Source organism: Vibrio chagasii, assembly GCA_041879415.1.
In the GTDB taxonomy this organism is placed as follows: Bacteria; Pseudomonadota; Gammaproteobacteria; order Enterobacterales; family Vibrionaceae; genus Vibrio.
This window is the reverse complement of record CP090852.1, coordinates 1,308,809-1,327,822: the sequence shown is the minus strand read 5'-3', so window position 1 is coordinate 1,327,822 and position 19,014 is coordinate 1,308,809. Positions and strand designations below refer to the sequence as shown.

Sequence of the window (19,014 nt, the reverse complement as noted above, 5' to 3'; positions counted from 1 at the left end):
GATACGGGAGGCTGAATAATGTTCAGCAGGCACTTCGTCTCATTGATGTCTGATAAAATAGGACGGGCAGGATGTTACAATGAGCTTATAAAGTCCACCTTTTTAGCCCATCATTCGAGAAATGAGCAAACTACGCGCAATTTCCGCTAAAACATAACCAAGCCTAATGCTAATAGCCACATTTCAGATAAGGTTGCCAGGCGCTTTACGCCACATTCTGTTTTAGCCATAACCGCGGCGACATTCCGGTTACATGTTGAAACGCACGAGCAAAACCAGAATAGCTGTTGTACCCCACTTCATCCGCGACCCAGTTGATGGGCTTGTTTTGCAACAGCAACGATTGAGCCACAGAAACCCGCCACTTTTGAACATAGTCACCTGGGGTTTCGCCAACCTCCCGCTTGAACGCTTCAATAAACTGAGTTCGAGACATCGCAGCCAAAGAAGCCATTTGAGCGATAGAAAAGTGTCGAGCGGGCATCAAGTGAATAGCAGTCACCACCGGAGCAAGTCGCGGATGAGCAAGCGCAGAGAACACGCCTTGATCGATTTGCTGGTGCTCTATGAGATGCCGAAAAATCAAAGCCATTAGCGCATCACTCAACTTATCCATTAAGTATTGCTGACCCGATGATGCCTGGCTCGACTCTCTAAACAGCACTTCAATCACCGGCATTACATTCGGAGCATCCTCAAACGGAATCACAATCACATCAGGCAATGCAGCCAACAATGGGTTCATCTGCCCTGATCGGTATTCGACGTTTGCACACACTAATTCAGCGCCCTCTCCCACACCTTCTATTGCATGAGGCGTGCTATTAGGTAAGTAGACGATACAAGGCTGTGAAAGCTGCCTGTGCTCCCCATGAGCACTAGACAAGGTCAGCTCCCCCGCACTCAATACGTGTAGGTGTCCCTCTTTCCCTTCTTGTGCATTAAATGATGAGACGCCACACAAGTGCCCTGAATAGAAAACACCGGTACGTATCGAGAAGTGTTCCATCAACTGTGACAGCAGATCCATGCATCCTCCGAACGATTCGCTTACTTTTTAGTTCTTTTGTCCCTCTATAGACCGGACCAGTCGGCTAATTTATTTCATACAAGTTAACTAACACTGACAAGGAACTTGATATGTCACATTTAAAATCGACCAGTCAAAAAATCACTCTTACAGCCGCGTTACTAGGCGCGAGCTTTTCAATAATGGCAGCTGACCTGGATATGAGTGTCGATAGCAACGATCTTGCCATTAAAGGCTATGACCCTGTGGCTTACTTCGACAACAAGGGTCCAGTGAAAGGCACGTCAGAATTCACTGCAACGTATAAAAATGCCATTTATCAATTTGTGAGCAGTGAAAACCGAGACCAATTCCGCGCTGATCCACAAGCCTATGCGCCTCAATATGGTGGATACTGTGCCTTTGGTGTGGCAATGGGTAAGAAGTTTGAGACCGATCCACAAGCTTGGAAAATAGAAGATGGAAAGTTATATCTGAACTTAGACAAGTCAGTACAAAAGCGTTGGTTGGAGAACACACAAGAGTTCATCCAAGATGCCGACAACAATTGGACCACCATAAAAACGGTTGAGGCCTATAAGCTCTAGATAAATTGCCACTACCCTCCCTTCTATAAACGGAAGACCCTCTGTCTTCCGTTTTTCCAAATATCATATTAACCATATTTAATACGCAGCATCTTACGACGCGAATCCAACCTATTTTTATTCTATACTCATGGCAGATAAGCTTTTCATTTCATGGAAGAATAATGATATTACCTAGGATTTTGGTAGTTGGACTCTGTCTATTTTCAGCTCTCTCTTATGCGACTCCGTGGCAGTTCGTCAAAAGCGAAAGCGGCATCACCATTCATAAACGTAACCATGGGAATGGTCTTGTTGAAGTTCGAGCCCAAATGCAGGTCGCAACGAGCTACTCAGGATTTCTCTTGTTATTGGAAGACAGCGATAACGTACCGAATTGGATCGACAATGTGTCGCACAGTGAAGTATTAATGCAGATCTCTAGTAATGAAAATATCGTCTACACCCAGTTCAAAGCGCCTTGGCCTGCTCGCGACCGTGATATGGTGACGTATTCGAAATATGAAGTAGAAGACGGTCAATTCACCTTAGCCATTAAAGATGCATCCAATTACTTGGCTAAAGAGTCGGGGTATATTCGAATCAACGAGGTCGATGCACTTTGGGTTTTACAGCCTCTAACCAATGGCCTGACCCACATCACCTATACGGCATATGCGAATGCCGGCGGTATCTTACCTGACTGGTTAATGAATCGCTTATCCGCCAACAACGCATTCAGTACCTTCAAAAAGCTTAAAGACCAGCTTCCAAAGTACCAAGGGCAACAGCACCCTAATCTCGACCAATAACTCATCATCAGCTTTAGCGTAAGGCGTGGAACGGTTAATTTCGTCTCGCTAGGTCACGCGCAAGAATCAATGCTAAGCCAAAGATCTGAAGAAAGAGCGCGATATTTTTATAGAGGGTCATCTGCTCTTCAAGGGCTTGAAGGAGTTCAGATAAGGTTAGATTATCAAGGTAGAAGTCATCGATGCGTGTGCGTTGCGATTGTTGAGCTTGGTTAATCAACATCATGATCTGAGAAAGGTTTTCGACGGTAATCTCTGGAACTTCGCCACTAACCCACGCACCAAGCTGACCACGCATTGCTTCTTCTAATTCCGGTGTCACTGCAGAATTTGAAGAAGTACTGATATCCATGTGCAGCAACATAGATTCACGCTTACGCTCTAAGGTTTCAATCGTGTTCCAAGCCAGCTGAATCGAGTACACGTTGCCCTGTTGACGCTCTCGATACTGGGCTTGTTCAACCACCATTTTGTCGAGCACTAGGCTCGACACAACAATGGCCAGAATATTCAGCACCAAACCTGTTAATACAATCATCCATGGTGGAGGAAGGCGTAACGCCATGCTTGTCCTTATATAAGCTTATCAAATGGCAGATAAAGCAAGTTTAGAACAACTAGAGACACCATGCTGGCAAAGGTCAAATACATGCCTTGCTTTCTTCCCTTCAGGCTACGAGCAATAATGCTTTTTCCATGAATAATACGGCCAGCAACAAAAGCAACACCAATAACGTGAATCAGCCATACATTGGCGCCGTTGAACTCTAGCAACGCCATCAGTATCACGGTAATCGGAATATAATCCATTGCGTTACTTTGAGCAGAACGAGCCACTTGTAACGATTCAACACCACCATCTGCGTGTGCGACTTGATTCTTTCTCCTTTGCTTAATCACTTCAATGGAAAGCCATAACATGACCAAAGTGAGCAACGAAGCATATAACGCTGTAACCATCATCATTTCCTACTGGTTAGTTTATTCGACGGGCTACCTCAACGTATCTGTATTCAGCAAACAAGGAGCATTCACGCCCGCACATATGTAAGAGATCTCTCACAACAAACGTAAGAGATTACAATCAAGCTTCGCAGAAAAATCCTAGATTACAAACCCAAGTCCTTGTTTTGTATGAGTCCGCACAGTTTTTCTTAGCATTGCCTTCAGATTATTTGCTTGAGGTAGATTGTCGGAGAAGCCTCCAGAGTGTTTAATATACATGTCGACAGGGAGTTGGCAGGAACAGGAAGAAGCCTAATGGATTAGGTATCTTCAGGATGAAGATTTGATGACTTAGGATGAGTTATCAGCAAGGAAGTTATGCTCTAGGATAGAGTCACTTATCAGGATGATGAGTTTGCAAGGACACCGCTAGGAAGGCGATGGATTGGATAGGTTAAAGGATTTAGCCACGTCAAGGAACGATGCAGGGAGCACCAGTTGCCTATTGAAAGATAAGTAACGCGCAGTAGCAGGATGGCTACAAAAAGAATAGACCCCGTTTGGTGAAAGCCAAACGGGGTTTCCTTTTTCTAAAGCCTAAGAAATTTTAGAAGTCAGGCTACAGAATAATGTTCATCAGGAACATCGCACCAAACGCATTCAACACTGAAATAGCGATCATCACTGGAATGTAACGACCTTCGGTACCAATTGGTCCCATGATACGACCCATGTATTGAACCTGTGAGCCCATCAAGTAAATAGCTGGCGCTAAGATCGCAATATGGTTGCCATTCAAGATACCTTGGTCAAACAGCGTGATTACCACACCCACCGCACCGCCCATCGACATCCACGCACCGATCAATACTGCAGCTGCTTCCCCCGGCAAACCAAACACCGCCATGATTGGAGCAAAAACGCTGCCCATCAGATCCAACGCACCCGTAATCTGCAATGCTTTGATGATTACAAACGCCATCAGAACATTTGGCACTGTCGAGGTGGTCGCAATAACCCAGCCTTTCTTAGCACCTTCAACGAAAATATCAGTCACCATTGGTTTCTTTGCTTTTACTTCACTCATTATGCTACTTCCTCTTCCAGTTTTTGTTCTTTGTCTGATTTGGGTTTGTCTTCTTTGCCTTCAGTAATATTGAGGTAGATACGGAACAGATTGGCACCCACAAACTTAAAGATGAACATCACTGCCACAGCAAGACCAATAGATGACGTTACTGCGAGAGAACCGTCCATTGCGGTTAGAGTAAATAGCACAGCGCCAGACGAGAAGAAGTTAACGATCGCCGCACCTGCTGTGAATTGGAACATGGTAAAGACATCGGTTTCGCGCTTAGTTAGATGCCCTTCATCTTTAAGCTGACGAGTCATCGCGGCACCTGCATCGGTACTTTGCAAAGAAGCGATCAGTGCCAAGCCTGAGTTACCAGGAATGCCCATAAGCGGACGAAGCAGTGGAGTAAGCAGTTTACGAGCCGCATCTAGCGCACCGTAGTGCTCAAGTACGTTGATCATACCCAAAGCAAACATCACGGTCGGAATAAGTGTCAAAGCAAAAATGAAACCGTCACGAGCACCACTACCGCCTTTACCACGCAAAGAGGTGGTTGCCGCTTGAATACCATCAGCGGATTCACTTACATCGTAAGCCACTTTACCGAATGAGCCGTTAAGCGTCGTAAAATCGAATACGCCATACCATTCATTGGACTGCATCAAGCCAGAGAAAAACACAACCGCAAAGGCGAGTGCGATGTAACTGCCGATCGTGACTTTACGATCGGTTTTCGTTGGATTAGTCATAAGGACCTCTATACATCTAGTTTATGTGGAACAGAACACGCATAGATAGTGCAAACTAATGAGAAGAAGGTTAATGACCAAAATCAAACAGAGTATCGGTTTAAATTGAAGATGATAGGCAACATATAAAACTGTGACTATGGTTTAGATATCGAAATATAAACTGACAAAATCCTCATATTTCACATACAAAACTAAATAAATTTTGCTGCAATAGCGCAACCGAAAACATACAGACGAGACACAAAATCAGTGCTTAACGGATAAAACCCTGGATAGTCCGATCTCTGATAATTATGTGAGATATCTCTTACATAAATTTTTAGTTAAATTTTTATTTAATTATAATACAGGCACTTAAATCGTGATTTTTCTTCCAAAACGCAACCGTTTTCATTCTGCTGATTGAGTTTTATTCCAAGCCGAATTCATGAGCCATTTTATAAAGGATTTGAGCTTGATTCGAAATTCCAGCCTCAAGAGGTGCTATAGACTTCGCGCAGCCAATATAGAAGGAAAACGGTGACAAAAATGGAAATGAGAACACTCAAATATCAGGTAATGGGCAAAGGCATGTGGATCACTGCCACGGTATCTCGCGTAGTTGCGGACAAACTTGCGATGGAATACCAATCCTATGGCTGGCCTGTTGAGATATGTGCTGCAGAACAAACAATGACGTTTGATCGTAATGCTGCATAATGTTGGCGACACAGAATAAGCTCTATCGGACTTAAGCCCGGTAGGGCTTTTTCTTTATTACTCGCGTGTACAAGATTGTAATTTGAGACGCACAAGGCCGTACTTCAGCCCACCTCACAGTCTATCGCTTTCCCTGTAATCTGTTGAATTATTAAGATATCTATCACACTCCACATGGTTATTTAAGTCTACGCTTTTACGCGTGTTAATAACTTATTAACTTTGGAGCGTAATCCATGCTAGGTATCCAGCTTTCTGTTGTCCTCTCTTTACTGTGTTTTTCTGCGGTCGCGGGGGCAGCTACCTCCCAACTAGGGGAACCTCTCAAGCTTACCAACTCTTTTGCTGGCTACCTCTCGCTCACTATTTTCGTTATCGCTTACGTTGTAGTGATGATGGAAGAGTACCTAAAGCTGCGAAAGTCCAAACCCGTTTTACTTGCTGCTGGCCTTATTTGGATCATCATTGGTTTCACTTACCAAGAGCACAATCTAGTTGAAGTCGCGAAGCAAGCGCTCGAACACAACTTATTAGAATACGCCGAGTTGCTACTCTTCTTGCTCGTCGCCATGACTTACATCAGCGCGATGGAAGAGCGAAGACTATTTGATGCCCTGCAAGCCTGGATGGTGGGTAAAGGCTTTAATTTTCGGTCTCTATTCTGGTTAACCGGTATTTTGTCGTTCTTTATCTCCCCGATAGCCGATAACCTGACAACGGCTCTATTAATGTGTGCCGTGGTACTTAAAGTCGCAGGAGACAACCCTAAATTTGTTAACCTCGCCTGTGTGAATATTGTGATTGCAGCGAATGCAGGTGGCGCGTTCAGTCCATTTGGCGACATCACTACCTTGATGGTATGGCAGGCAGGCTATGTCAGTTTTAGTGAATTCATTCCCTTATTCATTCCTTCAATGATGAACTACCTCGTTCCTGCTCTGATCATGTCTTACTTTGTACCCACCACCCAGCCCGACACGGTACATCAACACGTTGAATTGAAACGAGGCGCGAGACGAATTGTATTCCTATTCATTATGACCATAGGTACTGCGGTTGCTTTCCACGCCGTCCTGCACTTCCCACCAGTAATGGGCATGATGATGGGGCTCGCATACCTCCAGTTCTTTGGGTATTTCTTGAGAAAAACACTGCCCAACTCGCTGGCTAAGAAGAAAGCCGTGGCAATTGCGAATAACGATGAAGGAGCCTTGAAACGACTCGGCTCTGTTGTGCCTTTTGATGTATTTCGAAGAGTCTCTCATGCCGAGTGGGACACATTACTCTTCTTCTACGGGGTGGTAATGTGTGTCGGTGGTTTGAGCTTGCTTGGTTACTTAGAACTCGCTTCAGGCGTCATGTACAGCCAATGGAATCCGATTTGGGCGAATATCATGGTGGGCATCTTGTCTGCGATCGTCGATAACATTCCGGTGATGTTTGCAGTGTTATCAATGGAGCCACAAATGTCGATGGGTAACTGGTTACTGATTACATTAACCGCTGGCGTTGGGGGAAGCTTATTATCTATCGGTAGCGCCGCTGGTGTGGCATTGATGGGGGCAGCTCATGGTAAGTACACCTTCTTTGGACACCTAAAATGGATGCCTGTCATCATGATTGGCTATGCGGTCAGCATCGCGGCTCACTTATGGCTTAATGGTGGGTTATTCTAGTTAGATGGACCTTCTTGATGCGGGGTTTCGACTCGGGTCCAAACGTTACTCAATTGAACCGCTGGGCATTGGTTGCATGTCAGTACCTCACCCTGCTGTTGAATGCGCATCACCAAGTCAGAATCAGTTCGGCTGCTTCCTGAGTTCAGCTCAATAGTAATTAAATCATCATCGACGCTATAACTGCGTGTCACCGTGTTATCTGTCGTCTGATAAGTGACTCGTCCCGACTCAAAAAGCAAATAGCTGTCGTTATCAGTACTTTCATACATACCTTTAAATAGAACCAGCTGTGGGACTTCAAAAGGTTGACTGGTATCGCTTAAACAACCTGTCAGTAACAGCGTACTACTGCAACTGAGTAAGAAAGGGATTTGACTATTCATTTGGGCATCCTTGCCTAGAGAACATAACTAAAAGGATATGCAACCAAATAAATATTTTCCAGAAAGCGCCAACCTTTTTGCAAAGTCACACTTTTAAGGTCTTTGGGTTAGGCCCAACACTGCGAGGCATCAGTTAACCAAAAATCCAATAACCAAGTGATCTATTCTTGGCCAATTCCCTCAATCGCCAATAAGCGCTGTTTTCGTTCAATCCCGCCCGCGTAACCCGTCAATTTGCCATTCTTGCCTATCACTCGATGACACGGAACAATCACTGATACCGGGTTCTTGCCATTGGCTAACCCCACAGCTCGCACCGCTTTTGGATTACCGATCGCGTCGGCTAACTGAGCATAGCTCCATGTTTCTCCGTAAGGAATAGTAGTAAGAGCGTGCCAAACCGATTGCTGAAAAGGAGTGCCTTTGGCAGCGATTGGTACATCAAATTGAACGTCTTCTCCTGCAAAATAACGTTCGAGCTGCTCTTTGACCGATTGGAAAATCGGAAAGCTATCTTCTTGTGTACCTAAGTCTTCCGGTTTCGTTGTGTGTGTTTCAAACCAAACTCCGAGTAAGCCTTGCTCATTCGCCTGCAGAGTCACAGTGCCTAACGGGCTGTCATAATATGTAAAACGGTTCACCATGATTACTCCTAACTTTGTATTGCGGACTTTCGCGGGTTGCTCTTTCTATTAAGACTGATTCCAGCAGTGGAACGTAGCATAACTGCCCCACGGTGAAACACTCTCTATATTGATAGCAGGTCGGTGCTCGATAAACTTCTTCACCACTAAATCACCCACCAACAAATGATTCGGCTCACTCAAGCCACGCAGTAATGCATATTGTATGGTCCAAGGGCCAATGCCTTTTAGGTCAATCCATTTGGAAGGGTGCTCGGCTTGGTTGTCGACCATGTATTCGGCAAAACGCTTTAAGGTCTCCTTACGGCTTCCTGGCATTCGCAAAAAGCTCACATCGGCTTCCGCTATTTGTTTCGGTGTCGGAAAATAGGTTTTCTTATCTGATTCAGAAAGCTCTTTAACCAATAGGTTTAACTGACCAATCGCAGCTGTTACCGAAACTTGCTGTCCAAGTATCGCTCTGACACCCGCCTCCCAAGCACTCCATACACCTGGAATACGAATGCCACTTCTGGCGACTAAGTTAGGATCTATCGTCGCAAAAAAGGCTTCAACTTTAGCGATGTCGACATCTAGGTCGAACATACGACGAATGTGAGTGATCAAACCTCGTAATTGGTTTATATCATCCAACTCAAATTCAATATCTAATCGGTTTTTTTTAGCTAAAGTCGCCTTAAACCAACCTTTCGAGCCATTGACTGTCACAGTTCGCTGGTAATAATCATCCCCAACCTCTTCTATCCCTTCAATCATTCTGCGTCGATAGAAATCCAATAAGTGCTTCCAATCTAATGGGCCATGAAAAGCCAGTTGGATGTGATTACTCAGACTGTCATTAGGTTTGGTTCGTCGAATCTCACTTGGCGAAAGCTTCAGCTCTTTTTGAAACGCATCGTTAAAGCGACGCGTGCTATTAAAGCCACTCACAAAACCGATATCAGTAATACTCATACTGCTGTTGTGCAGCAACTGTTTAGCGAACATTAATTGACTGTACAGACTATATTGCTTGGGTGACACACCAATATAGCTGTCGAATAAGGTGCGTAAGTATCGATCAGAGATCCCCAAACGCTTAGCAAGATCGGTAATCGAACCTGAGCTTAATGCACCATTATCGATAAGCTGCATCGCTCTAAGAAACGTGGTTTCAACCCCTTTCCATGCTGGCGAGAAAGGCGCACTGTCTGGTCGACAGCGTAAACAAGGTCGGTAGCCTGCTTTTAATGCCTGAGCCTGATGAGAAAAATATTCGACGTTCTCTTCTTTTGGTGGTGTTGCAGGGCAGATAGGGCGACAAAAAATCCCCGTCGTTTTTACTGCAGTGAAAAACATACCATCAAAGCGAGCGTCTCGCGCATAGCGAGCCAAATGACACTGCTCATTAGTTAACGCACTGTTGTGATGGATATTTTTCGACATGTTGAGTTCTTCTCTTTTTCAGTAATTCTTACTTCACGCCCTAAAAGTCTATCCTGAATAACCACTGTCGCTAGCCATTTTCGGAACTGAAGGTTAGATAAATCACAAAAAAGGGTTTTATTTTTATCCAATTCGACTAGATTTAACCAAGAGAAGTCAATCTTCTCACAACGTCAAACGATAGGTACTTAGCACGCCAAAGATGCAGAGACCTATCGAATATAAAAAGGAAAAGGCTATGGTTCTTCACACGTGTCGTATTGTTTTATCAAACCAACAGGTTCTCACCAGTCAATCAGTCGAGCAGTCACTAGGCTTTCTAGAAGACCAAGCAGAACAGGGGATTTCTAAAATTGAGATTGACGCAACGGACGGACAAACAATCCATTCGTACATGTCACACTCTCTTGAAGAGTCGATTGAAAACCTAATGAACCTATAAGTGCTTTATAACCTAAAGCCTTTTAGATGGGTTACACACCAGGCTTAAACGATTTTCCGACTTAGAGCTTTCTCTAACTTGGACAGTATGAATATCTCTGGTTTAAACAAAAATGGCTCCCCAAAAGGGAGCCATTTTTTATTTATTCAACAAAGCAACAAGTGACAGCCTAAACGGCTACTCTGGTGCTTGTTCCGCTGCTTGTTGCAGTGTGTATGCCGTCGATGGGTCAATCTCGTTAACCAACTTCTCAACCTGCATGATCGCCTCTACCGAGGTACTGTTTTTACGGTAGCTTAGGTAAATCGGGCGATACCAGTCTTCAACGCCTTTCACCTTGTGCAACTGTCCTGACTCGATAAAAGGTTCAACAAGAGACACTGGCAAATAGGCACTGCCCCCTTTCTCTAAAATGAAATCGAGTGCAATACGAGCCGTTGAGGTACGTAAGTACGGTGCGGGTACTTTTGGATGACGCTCTGCGTGCTCAGAACCAAAACGTGTTCCCCAATCAACATAAACATACTTATGCTGGAACACGGATTCTAAATCATCTGGTTGTGTCGATACCAAAACCAACACGAGATCCGCCACTTTTTTACAATTCAGCTCTTCAGCTTTGATCTGATCAAATGCAAAGGCCATATCTAAGGTGCGCTCAAGCAAGTTACGGTTCAGTTGCTCACGCCCCATCACCTCTGCCATAAAGCCGTAACCACCAAAAGAATCCGTCACAACACTCAGACAGTTTTGTAAATATGCATCCCAAATATTCGGTGTGCCACCCAACGTTAACTGCAGGGCTTTTCCACTCTCTAGTGACAGCTCAAACTTAGCCTGTTGCAAAGTAGAAACCATCACCTCAGCGTATCCAATCAAACGCTCACCTGAAGAGGTAAGCTTGATGTTATTACGATCACGGATGAACAACTGAGTATCAAAATAGCCTTCTAGCTGTTTGATCCGCGCACTCACCGCCGCTTGTGTTAAATACAAGTTTTCAGCAGCACGCCCAAAGTGGCGCACCCTTGCAACCTCAAGAAAGGTTCTAAATACTTTCACATCCATCAAATACATCTCTGTAATAAATCTGCTAACTAGCGGATCTAGGATTGTTTATCGTAAAGGCAAAAACGTTTTGTTTCCTATTTTAGCCTTTTAACAATATTTTCGCGTGAGCAATAAACACTAATTTCTATCTAACCACATTACTGAGGCTGATATGTCTGAGACCGAATTCCGTCACGGAAAAAAACGTTTTTATGACACCATTAAATTCCCACGAGGGTTCGCTAAGTCAGGGGATTTTACTCTTTCAGAAGAGGAAATCCTAACCTTGTTTGGCGACACTATGCTTGCACTTGAGACTGGTGAACTTACACCAACCAATGCAGAAGAAAAGCACTTCCTTAAAGTGTTGTCTCACCCTCATAAGGCAAAGTCCAAGTTAGAGCGTGTTTGGTTGAAGTACATTCAACTGGCTCGCGGACGCCGTCGCTTTCATACCCTAAACGGCTGCAAACGCGGCGAAGTGCCTAGGGAAGAATACGACAGCGAGTTAGTGTTAGAAGATTAGTAAAATCGCTCAAAGTGATACCTCATCACTTTGGGCTTTTTTTGCCTTCAAACACGACTTAACCTCGTGATTAGTAATTTTAGCTAACCAATTAAGTTTTACCAAGATTTATAGAAAATTCATAGCGATAGCACACAATAGCTATCTCTCAGTATTCACCTTTTGCAAATTCAAAGCTAAGAGCCCTTTCAGAGAGCGACTATTGCTACTGCTTTTGCATGCAACCCTATCTCCCGGGTTCATGCTTTTCTGCTCACCTCGACTATACTCCTCTAGCTCACTCCTACTTCAAAATCGGTGAACCCTTTCGGGCGCTGAATTGAATCAAGATTACGATATATGACAAGCGTATTAATCTTGTTTAACGCCACCAAATATCCATACAATAAGTGTGCAATTTTGCGAGTTCGAGTCACAGATACGACGAAAAAAGTAAAAACTTGACCTAAAACAATGGCAGAAACAGATCACTTATTTTATAATGCGAATTAATGTTTCAGCACACTATAAATTACTTATCTTAGGGGCTACAAAAATGAGACTTATTCCTTTAAACAACGCGGCACAAGTAGGTAAATGGGCAGCACGTCACATCGTTGAAGCGATCAAAGCATTCAACCCAACAGCTGATCGTCCATTCGTTCTTGGTCTACCAACTGGTGGCACACCACTTACGACTTACAAAGAGCTAATCGCACTATACAATGCAGGTGAAGTTAGCTTTAAAAACGTTGTTACATTCAACATGGATGAGTACGTAGGTATCGATCCTAACCACCCTGAGTCTTACCGTACTTTCATGTACACAAACTTCTTCAACCACGTTGATATTCAAGAAGAGAACATCAACCTACTAGACGGCAAAGCAGAAGACATCGACGCTCACTGCGCAGCTTACGAAGAAAAAATCCGTTCTTACGGCAAAATCAACCTGTTCATGGGCGGTATCGGCATCGACGGTCACATCGCATTCAACGAACCTGGTTCTTCTCTAGCTTCTCGTACTCGTATCAAGACGCTAACTGAAGAGACTCGCATCGCGAACTCTCGCTTCTTCGACAACGACATCAACCAAGTGCCAAAATACGCACTAACTATCGGTGTTGCGACTCTACTAGACGCTGAAGAAGTAATGATCCTGACTATGGGTCACAACAAAGCACAAGCTCTACAAGTTGCTATCGAAGGTTCTGTAAACCACATGTGGACTGTTACAGCACTACAAATGCACCGTAAAGCTATCATCGTTGCTGATGAGCCAGCTCAACAAGAGCTAAAAGTTAAGACTCTACGCTACTTCCAAGAGCTAGAAGCAGAAAACATCCAAGACCTATAATTTCAGGTTTTGTTGAAAAAAAGCCACGTTCTGTGGCTTTTTTTGTACCTGAAATTTGCCATCGATATGCTGAACTACCGACGAGTTTGAACAATCAGATAGGATGCTAGGCGAGAGAATCATCTCAGAAACGACTATTACTCGGATCAGAAGAAATGAAGGATGGAATGAATACAAAAAAGCGATTCCTCAATGAGAGAAACCGCAATCAGTATTTATTCTAGGATGGGTAAAACAAGTGGTAGCAAGTTGTTATGTCGTAATGAAAACATTCAATAACAAAATCTAAGAACTCAAGGCGTTGTCACGACATAAGGTGTTAATGATGTCTGTGATAGCCAAAACAATGGTCGACTTCACTTTCTGATGATGTCGCCCTAAGAACATTTGAAGCATCGGGCCAGACATGGTTTCGACCATCTCCGCATCATATTCGATAGGCATAATACGCTGAATCGCATGTACCTTATTGAGCTCAAAGATAACATCAACTTCGGTAAAACTGGTGTCGTCACCTTGTAATTTCGCCCACTCTTTCAAGGTTACGAAAACCTCTAAATCGTCATAAAGCTCTTTACTGATAACACCCAGACCCAAGAGCAATTTACCGCGAACCATTATCTCGCCTAAAGGCCCACCGCTGTTGAGTAGAGGTTCGACAACGAATTTAATCGCCGTGTCGTCTTTCTTGAAGATGTTTTTTAAAACCGCATCCACCGTATCATCCAATGCATCATAAGCCGCCATCAAGCAGGCGCTAGCACTCTCAGCTTCAGATAAGGCCTCGAGTAATTCTGTTTCATGACTAGGATGTATTGGCATAACGGCTCGGCAATAAGAAAGTGCCACAGGTGTGGCACTTTGATGATTTATCATTTCAATGCTAGGTAAGCTTGTTCCGCTAGTTTAACAACTTCTGAGTCGATATTCAGCTCAGAATAGTGCGCTAATGTCTCAGCAAAACCTTTTTCTGCGAACATTGCCTGAAGTTCAACCGCTTGAGGGTCATCTTCATTCTTGTAGTGGAAAGCCGCGGCAATCGCTTTTACAAGGTGTGCATTTGGTAGGCCGTATTCTAGCGTACCGTTCAGTGGCTTGACTAGACGATCTTGTGGGCTCAGTTTACGGATTGGTTGACGGCCAACGCGGTCAACTTCGTCACGTAGGAATGGGTTCGCAAAGCGGCCTAGAATTTTTAAGATGTATGCTGCATGTGCCTCTGGATCAAAGCCGTAACGCTTGATAAGCACCTCACCACTCTCTTCCATCGTCGCTTTTACTTCAGCGTAAATTGCTTGGTCTTCAATCGCGTCTTTGATTGTTTCGTGGCCTGCAAGCACGCCAAGGTATGCCGTTACCAAGTGGCCTGTATTTAGCGTGAATAGTTTACGCTCAACGAAAGCCATAAGGTTGTCAGTGCATTCCATACCAGGGATGTTTGGAATCTCACCTTTAAATTGTGTTTGGTCTACGATCCACTCGCTGAACGTTTCAACCGTTACTGCTAGTGGGTCAGTTTCACCTGCTTCAGCTGGCGGCACGATACGGTCAACTGCTGAATCAACAAAGCCAATATGTTGTTCAGTGAACGCTTTCATGTCATCAGAAAGATGCTCTAAAACCGCCGCTTTTAGTTGGCTCGTACCGCGAACCATGTTCTCTGCTGCGATGATGTTCATTGGCGCAGTATTGTTTGCCGCTGCGCGCTTCTCGATACCTTGAGCAATAGACTTAGAAATAATCTTAAGAACCGTTGGGCCAACAGCTGTCGTCACAATGTCAGACTCAGCAATGCAATCTACCACAGCGCTTGTTGCTGAGTTTACTGCTGTCACGTTCTTAACGGTTTCAACAACGCACTCTTCACCAACAATCTTTACTGGGTATTCTTGGCGTTCAATTAACGCATTAACAACCGTTTCATTTACGTCAGCAAAAGTAACCTTCATACCAGCGTCAGAAAGAAGTTTACCAATGAAACCACGACCGATATTACCTGCACCAAAATGTAACGCTTTCATAATTTTGACCTTATAAATATTTGAATCTAGATAGCTAACTGCTCAACAACATGCCTGATGATTAACTAGAGACATTAAGCAGTAAGCTATTCAGACTGAATCTTGTTAAGACAGATTTAGACCGAAAATGAGGCCAGTAGGGGGATACCGGCCTCCTTCACTTAGGAGCTTGACTAGAGCTTTTTAGTTTTCGCTAAGAATACGTAGAACATCAGCAGGGTTTGTTGTGTTCTGTAGGCATTCCACAGCGTCTTCATCATCAAGTGAATTGGTAATAGCCATCAGCACCATGTTGTGCTCATCGCCTTGAGCGGCAATACCGATAACCATCTTCGCGATATCATCTTCATCTTCGCCCCACTGAATACCTTCAGGGTACTGACAGAACACGATGCCGGTTTTTTGTACGTATTGCTTCGCTTCGATTGTGCCGTGTGGTACTGCGATAGACTCGCCTAGGTAAGTAGATACAAGCTCTTCACGAGCAAACATGCCATCTACGTACTCTGGAGATACATTGCCAAGTTTCACTAATTGGTCGCCAGCAAACTTGATTGCGTCTTCTTTCTGAGTCGCTTTAAGGCCAAGGAAGATGCTGTCATTAGTCAGTGCAAGCTTGTTGCCTTCTTGAGCTGGTGCTGCTGCAGGAGCCGGAGCTTCTACCTTCGCTTCACCACTTTGTGCTTCAACAAGTTCTGCTACTAGGTTGTCGTATACTGCGCCGTCTAAGAAGTTGTTCAGAGACATGTGCATTGCACCAGGAATGGTTTTACGTGCACGGTCTGTTAAATCTTTATGCGTAATAACAATTTGTGAATCAGATGGTAAGTTGTTGATTGCGTAGTTAGTTACCGTGATATTTAGGCCCGCTGCCTCAACTTTCTTACGAAGTAGACCTGCACCCATTGCACTTGAACCCATACCCGCATCACACGCTACGTATACTGCTTTCACGTCAGCTAGGTTGATGTCTGCACCCGTTGCTGCACCTTTAGAAGACGCTTTCATGTCTTTCATTTGTGCTGATGCTTTCTCTAGTGAATCTTCCTCATCATCTTGCGCTGATGTTTTAAGAAGGATTGACGCTACAACAAACGATACTGCCGTTGCTGCGATAACCGATAGAATCACGCCGATGTAAGAGCCTTTTGGTGTCATCAACAGAATCGCGAAGATAGAACCAGGAGACGCTGGAGAGATTAGGCCAGAGCTGAACATTACGTTAGTGAATACACCAGCCATACCACCTGCGATTACCGCTAGGATTAGACGTGGGTTCATTAGAACGTATGGGAAGTAAATTTCGTGGATACCACCTAGGAAGTGGATGATAGATGCACCCGCAGCAGATTGCTTCGCGCTGCCTTTACCAAATACCATGTAAGCAAGTAGTAGACCTAGACCAGGACCTGGGTTCGCTTCAATTAGGAAGAAGATAGAACGGCCGATCTCTTCAGATTGCTGAATACCTAGTGGAGAGAAAATACCATGGTTGATTGCATTGTTTAGGAATAGGATTTTCGCCGGTTCTACAAAGATAGAAGCAAGAGGTAGTGCACCCGCTTCAACCATCACGTTAACGCCAGCCGCTAAACCAGAAGACAGAACTTTCACAGCAGGACCAATCACGATGAACGCGATGATCGCGCAGATCATGCCGATGATACCAGCAGAGAAGTTGTTCACTAGCATTTCGAAACCACTCTTCACTTTACCGTGAATAGCTTCATCGAATTTCTTGATTGCGATACCGCCTAGTGGACCCACAATCATTGCACCCATGAACATCGGGATGTCAGTACCAACGATAACACCCATTGTTGTGATGGCACCTACTACCGCACCGCGGTCACCACCAACCATCTTACCACCAGTGTAACCAATCAATAATGGCAGCAAGTAAGTGATCATAGGACCAACCATTGATGCTAACGTTTCGTTAGGCCACCAACCTGTTGGGATGAATAGTGCTGTAATGAAACCCCACGCAATAAATGCGCCGATGTTTGGCATTACCATATTGGATAAGAAACGACCAAAGTTTTGAACCTTGATCTTCGCTTCTGGTGATAACATAGGTAGAACCCCGTAGTGTATTGGTTGGTCAAATGACCGAAAATGTGTGCTCAAAAGTTGATTGAAATGTATCACAACATTTCCAAAATGCACCTCAAGCCAATTTTCGTGATAACAATCACACACAAAAAACACTTAGGGGTTACTGAGAACGATTTAGATCACAAAAACGCCATGAATTAAAATTACAAAGCAAAATTAACGATAATAAATCTCATTCACACGAGATTTAGATCACACTTATAAATTTAGTCACCAAAAATAATTAGCGATCCAGATCACACTTGATAAAAGACACACCTTAAAAACTATAAACCATGTATGAAAGAACGCCATTCCAAGTGTGTTTTCTATGCACTCAGATGAATTCAGCTTGCTGTTTTGTAATTTAATTACAAAATCAGATTAATGCCTATTTTTCAAAATTCTGATTTTCCCAGCCCTCAAACCTCAAAATACATGAACAATGAAGGAACGAAATTGCTTAAAATAGATGTGTTACTCTAATTACTCCTACCCCAACGTTATCAAGTAGCCCAATAACGAGTTAAGAGAAGACTATGTCAGACAAGATCTCCACATCAGCTCTCGCTAAACAGAGAGGTATAGAAGCTAAAACTCTATTCAGTGACCTAAAAACGGCCGGCTATATCGTACGTTCACAGGATCGATGGATGCTGACCGAACGAGGGGAAAGCTTTGGTGGGGAGTATGTAGAACACAAAAAGTTTGGTGTCTTCATTGTCTGGCCTGAGAAGCTACTTATCGATTTGGACACCTTCTCAGGGCAAACACTAACCGCAACTCAACTTGGGAGTGCTTTCAAGCTCAGCGCAAAGAAAATTAACCTCTTGCTCAATGAACTGGGTTGGATAACAAGAGAAGAAAACGGTTGGCACGTCACCTCGACAGGTTTAAAGGCCGGTGGTGAACAGAGAGAAGATAAAGCCACACAAAACCTATTCGTGGTATGGCACGATTCATTAGTCCGTAATAAACGTTTGAAGCAATCAGTTGTTGAATTCCTAGGGCACGATGCAGAAAGCCACTCAACGGACGTGTCATTTTCTAGCTTCCGCCAGAAGTTCGAGGCCAAGCATAGAACCTTGGATGGGCACTATGTGCGTTCAAAAGGAGAGCTAATCATCGACAACTGGCTATATATGGCGGGTGTGGTACATGCGTACGAGCGTCCGCTGCCAATAGCGAAAGAAGTGATCAGCGACTTTTATCTTCCAAGCGGCAAAGTATACATTCAATTCTGGGGAACCGATTCTGCGCCAATCGCCGAGGAAAAACGTGAAGTGACGAGAAAAATCTATGATGAGCATGGTTTTGGCTTAATCGAGATCACACCGGAAGATATCCCAAACCTAGACAGCGTCCTTCCACCATTATTGCGCCAATATGGCATCAAGGCATACTAAACGACTGAATCTAGACAATTCAAACCTATTGAGATCACACTTATCGAATCATTATGGACATTATTTACCATAGTGATTTGATATGTTCGCTATTTTTCCCAAGCTAATCTTCTATTATCTTACCTC

At 44.0% G+C, this 19,014-nt stretch carries 20 protein-coding genes; 8 read left to right on the top strand and 12 right to left on the bottom strand.

Annotated elements, in window-relative coordinates; translation table 11 throughout:
• Positions 1 to 205 precede the first annotated feature (205 nt).
• Positions 206 to 1,030 carry an AraC family transcriptional regulator gene (locus L0991_19840; GenBank protein XGB64283.1) on the bottom strand — a complete coding sequence of 275 codons (825 nt, stop codon included), beginning with the start codon at positions 1,028 to 1,030 and terminating at the stop codon, positions 206 to 208.
• 110 nt (positions 1,031 to 1,140) lie between these two features.
• Between L0991_19840 and L0991_19835 the strand changes: the two genes are divergently transcribed.
• Both L0991_19835 and L0991_19830 read left to right on the top strand, forming a co-directional pair.
• A complete protein-coding gene (locus L0991_19835) occupies positions 1,141 to 1,617 on the top strand; it encodes a hypothetical protein (protein XGB64282.1) in 477 nt (158 codons plus the stop codon).
• A 164-nt stretch (positions 1,618 to 1,781) separates the two neighbouring features.
• Entirely contained in the window at positions 1,782 to 2,408 is a 627-nt protein-coding gene (locus tag L0991_19830) for an START domain-containing protein (protein ID XGB64281.1), read from the top strand.
• A gap of 34 nt (positions 2,409 to 2,442) precedes the next feature.
• Here L0991_19830 and L0991_19825 read toward each other — a convergent pair whose 3' ends face one another.
• From L0991_19825 to L0991_19810, 4 genes are all read right to left on the bottom strand, one after another.
• Positions 2,443 to 2,973 (bottom strand): DNA mismatch repair protein, encoded by a 531-nt coding sequence (locus L0991_19825; protein ID XGB64280.1) that lies wholly within the window; start codon positions 2,971 to 2,973, stop codon positions 2,443 to 2,445.
• A gap of 8 nt (positions 2,974 to 2,981) precedes the next feature.
• Positions 2,982 to 3,368, bottom strand: a complete 387-nt coding sequence (locus L0991_19820; GenBank protein XGB65419.1) for an MAPEG family protein — start codon at positions 3,366 to 3,368, stop codon at positions 2,982 to 2,984.
• Positions 3,369 to 3,972: 604 nt separating this feature from the next.
• The gene (locus L0991_19815; protein XGB64279.1) at positions 3,973 to 4,440 is read right to left on the bottom strand and encodes a YjiG family protein; all 468 of its coding nucleotides are present in this window, start codon (positions 4,438 to 4,440) and stop codon (positions 3,973 to 3,975) included.
• Positions 4,440 to 5,177, bottom strand: coding sequence for a YjiH family protein (locus L0991_19810; protein ID XGB64278.1), 738 nt, complete (start codon positions 5,175 to 5,177; stop codon positions 4,440 to 4,442). Before L0991_19810 ends, L0991_19815 begins: the two co-directional genes overlap by 1 nt.
• A gap of 531 nt (positions 5,178 to 5,708) precedes the next feature.
• Between L0991_19810 and L0991_19805 the strand changes: the two genes are divergently transcribed.
• Together L0991_19805 and nhaD are read left to right on the top strand one after the other, a co-directional pair.
• Positions 5,709 to 5,879, top strand: a complete 171-nt coding sequence (locus tag L0991_19805; GenBank protein ID XGB64277.1) for a hypothetical protein — start codon at positions 5,709 to 5,711, stop codon at positions 5,877 to 5,879.
• Positions 5,880 to 6,115: 236 nt separating this feature from the next.
• Positions 6,116 to 7,555, top strand: coding sequence for a sodium:proton antiporter NhaD (gene nhaD / locus L0991_19800; GenBank protein ID XGB64276.1), 1,440 nt, complete (start codon positions 6,116 to 6,118; stop codon positions 7,553 to 7,555).
• Here nhaD and L0991_19795 read toward each other — a convergent pair.
• The 3 genes from L0991_19795 to L0991_19785 form a co-directional block, all read right to left on the bottom strand.
• Entirely contained in the window at positions 7,552 to 7,941 is a 390-nt protein-coding gene (locus L0991_19795; protein XGB64275.1) for a hypothetical protein, read from the bottom strand. The two genes, nhaD and L0991_19795, sit on opposite strands and share 4 nt — an antisense overlap.
• 161 nt (positions 7,942 to 8,102) lie before the next feature.
• The gene (locus tag L0991_19790) at positions 8,103 to 8,585 is read right to left on the bottom strand and encodes a methylated-DNA--[protein]-cysteine S-methyltransferase (protein ID XGB64274.1); all 483 of its coding nucleotides are present in this window, start codon (positions 8,583 to 8,585) and stop codon (positions 8,103 to 8,105) included.
• Between the two features lie 48 nt (positions 8,586 to 8,633).
• Positions 8,634 to 10,010, bottom strand: a complete 1,377-nt coding sequence (locus L0991_19785) for a helix-turn-helix domain-containing protein (GenBank protein ID XGB64273.1) — start codon at positions 10,008 to 10,010, stop codon at positions 8,634 to 8,636.
• A 238-nt stretch (positions 10,011 to 10,248) separates the two neighbouring features.
• Between L0991_19785 and L0991_19780 the strand changes: the two genes are divergently transcribed.
• On the top strand, positions 10,249 to 10,452 hold the full coding sequence (locus L0991_19780) for a hypothetical protein (GenBank protein ID XGB64272.1): 204 nt from the start codon (positions 10,249 to 10,251) through the stop codon (positions 10,450 to 10,452).
• A 177-nt stretch (positions 10,453 to 10,629) separates the two neighbouring features.
• On the opposite strand, the gene L0991_19775 is transcribed toward L0991_19780, so the two are convergent.
• Positions 10,630 to 11,520, bottom strand: a complete 891-nt coding sequence (locus tag L0991_19775) for a LysR family transcriptional regulator (GenBank protein ID XGB64271.1) — start codon at positions 11,518 to 11,520, stop codon at positions 10,630 to 10,632.
• A gap of 154 nt (positions 11,521 to 11,674) precedes the next feature.
• On the opposite strand from L0991_19775, the gene L0991_19770 reads away from it, so the two are divergent.
• Both L0991_19770 and L0991_19765 read left to right on the top strand, forming a co-directional pair.
• Positions 11,675 to 12,028, top strand: a complete 354-nt coding sequence (locus L0991_19770; protein ID XGB64270.1) for a DUF413 domain-containing protein — start codon at positions 11,675 to 11,677, stop codon at positions 12,026 to 12,028.
• Positions 12,029 to 12,563: 535 nt separating this feature from the next.
• Positions 12,564 to 13,364, top strand: coding sequence for a glucosamine-6-phosphate deaminase (locus tag L0991_19765; protein XGB64269.1), 801 nt, complete (start codon positions 12,564 to 12,566; stop codon positions 13,362 to 13,364).
• A 285-nt stretch (positions 13,365 to 13,649) separates the two neighbouring features.
• On the opposite strand, the gene L0991_19760 is transcribed toward L0991_19765, so the two are convergent.
• The 3 genes from L0991_19760 to L0991_19750 all read right to left on the bottom strand — a co-directional run bounded on the left by L0991_19760 (position 13,650) and on the right by L0991_19750 (position 17,461).
• Entirely contained in the window at positions 13,650 to 14,186 is a 537-nt protein-coding gene (locus tag L0991_19760) for a transcriptional regulator (GenBank protein XGB64268.1), read from the bottom strand.
• Between the two features lie 50 nt (positions 14,187 to 14,236).
• Entirely contained in the window at positions 14,237 to 15,385 is a 1,149-nt protein-coding gene (locus tag L0991_19755) for a mannitol-1-phosphate 5-dehydrogenase (GenBank protein ID XGB64267.1), read from the bottom strand.
• 183 nt (positions 15,386 to 15,568) lie between these two features.
• Positions 15,569 to 17,461, bottom strand: a complete 1,893-nt coding sequence (locus L0991_19750; protein ID XGB64266.1) for a PTS mannitol transporter subunit IICBA — start codon at positions 17,459 to 17,461, stop codon at positions 15,569 to 15,571.
• Positions 17,462 to 18,021: 560 nt separating this feature from the next.
• Between L0991_19750 and L0991_19745 the strand changes: the two genes are divergently transcribed.
• Positions 18,022 to 18,888: a glycerol kinase gene (locus tag L0991_19745; GenBank protein XGB64265.1), complete on the top strand. Its 867-nt coding sequence runs from the start codon at positions 18,022 to 18,024 to the stop codon at positions 18,886 to 18,888.
• Positions 18,889 to 19,014 lie beyond the last annotated feature (126 nt).

Bases quoted from the DNA above. Each gene is read 5' to 3' on its own strand.
- L0991_19760 (XGB64268.1), bottom strand. From the start codon at position 14,186: ATGCCAATACATCCTAGTCATGAAACAGAATTACTCGAGGCCTTATCT.
- L0991_19755 (XGB64267.1), bottom strand. From the start codon at position 15,385: ATGAAAGCGTTACATTTTGGTGCAGGTAATATCGGTCGTGGTTTCATT.
- L0991_19780 (XGB64272.1), top strand. From the start codon at position 10,249: ATGGTTCTTCACACGTGTCGTATTGTTTTATCAAACCAACAGGTTCTC.
- L0991_19750 (XGB64266.1), bottom strand. From the start codon at position 17,461: ATGTTATCACCAGAAGCGAAGATCAAGGTTCAAAACTTTGGTCGTTTC.
- L0991_19785 (XGB64273.1), bottom strand. From the start codon at position 10,010: ATGTCGAAAAATATCCATCACAACAGTGCGTTAACTAATGAGCAGTGT.
- L0991_19810 (XGB64278.1), bottom strand. From the start codon at position 5,177: ATGACTAATCCAACGAAAACCGATCGTAAAGTCACGATCGGCAGTTAC.
- L0991_19775 (XGB64271.1), bottom strand. From the start codon at position 11,520: ATGGATGTGAAAGTATTTAGAACCTTTCTTGAGGTTGCAAGGGTGCGC.
- L0991_19830 (XGB64281.1), top strand. From the start codon at position 1,782: ATGATATTACCTAGGATTTTGGTAGTTGGACTCTGTCTATTTTCAGCT.
- L0991_19770 (XGB64270.1), top strand. From the start codon at position 11,675: ATGTCTGAGACCGAATTCCGTCACGGAAAAAAACGTTTTTATGACACC.
- L0991_19815 (XGB64279.1), bottom strand. From the start codon at position 4,440: ATGAGTGAAGTAAAAGCAAAGAAACCAATGGTGACTGATATTTTCGTT.
- L0991_19805 (XGB64277.1), top strand. From the start codon at position 5,709: ATGGAAATGAGAACACTCAAATATCAGGTAATGGGCAAAGGCATGTGG.
- L0991_19790 (XGB64274.1), bottom strand. From the start codon at position 8,585: ATGGTGAACCGTTTTACATATTATGACAGCCCGTTAGGCACTGTGACT.
- nhaD (XGB64276.1), top strand. From the start codon at position 6,116: ATGCTAGGTATCCAGCTTTCTGTTGTCCTCTCTTTACTGTGTTTTTCT.
- L0991_19765 (XGB64269.1), top strand. From the start codon at position 12,564: ATGAGACTTATTCCTTTAAACAACGCGGCACAAGTAGGTAAATGGGCA.
- L0991_19795 (XGB64275.1), bottom strand. From the start codon at position 7,941: ATGAATAGTCAAATCCCTTTCTTACTCAGTTGCAGTAGTACGCTGTTA.
- L0991_19835 (XGB64282.1), top strand. From the start codon at position 1,141: ATGTCACATTTAAAATCGACCAGTCAAAAAATCACTCTTACAGCCGCG.
- L0991_19745 (XGB64265.1), top strand. From the start codon at position 18,022: ATGTCAGACAAGATCTCCACATCAGCTCTCGCTAAACAGAGAGGTATA.
- L0991_19840 (XGB64283.1), bottom strand. From the start codon at position 1,030: ATGGATCTGCTGTCACAGTTGATGGAACACTTCTCGATACGTACCGGT.
- L0991_19820 (XGB65419.1), bottom strand. From the start codon at position 3,368: ATGGTTACAGCGTTATATGCTTCGTTGCTCACTTTGGTCATGTTATGG.
- L0991_19825 (XGB64280.1), bottom strand. From the start codon at position 2,973: ATGGCGTTACGCCTTCCTCCACCATGGATGATTGTATTAACAGGTTTG.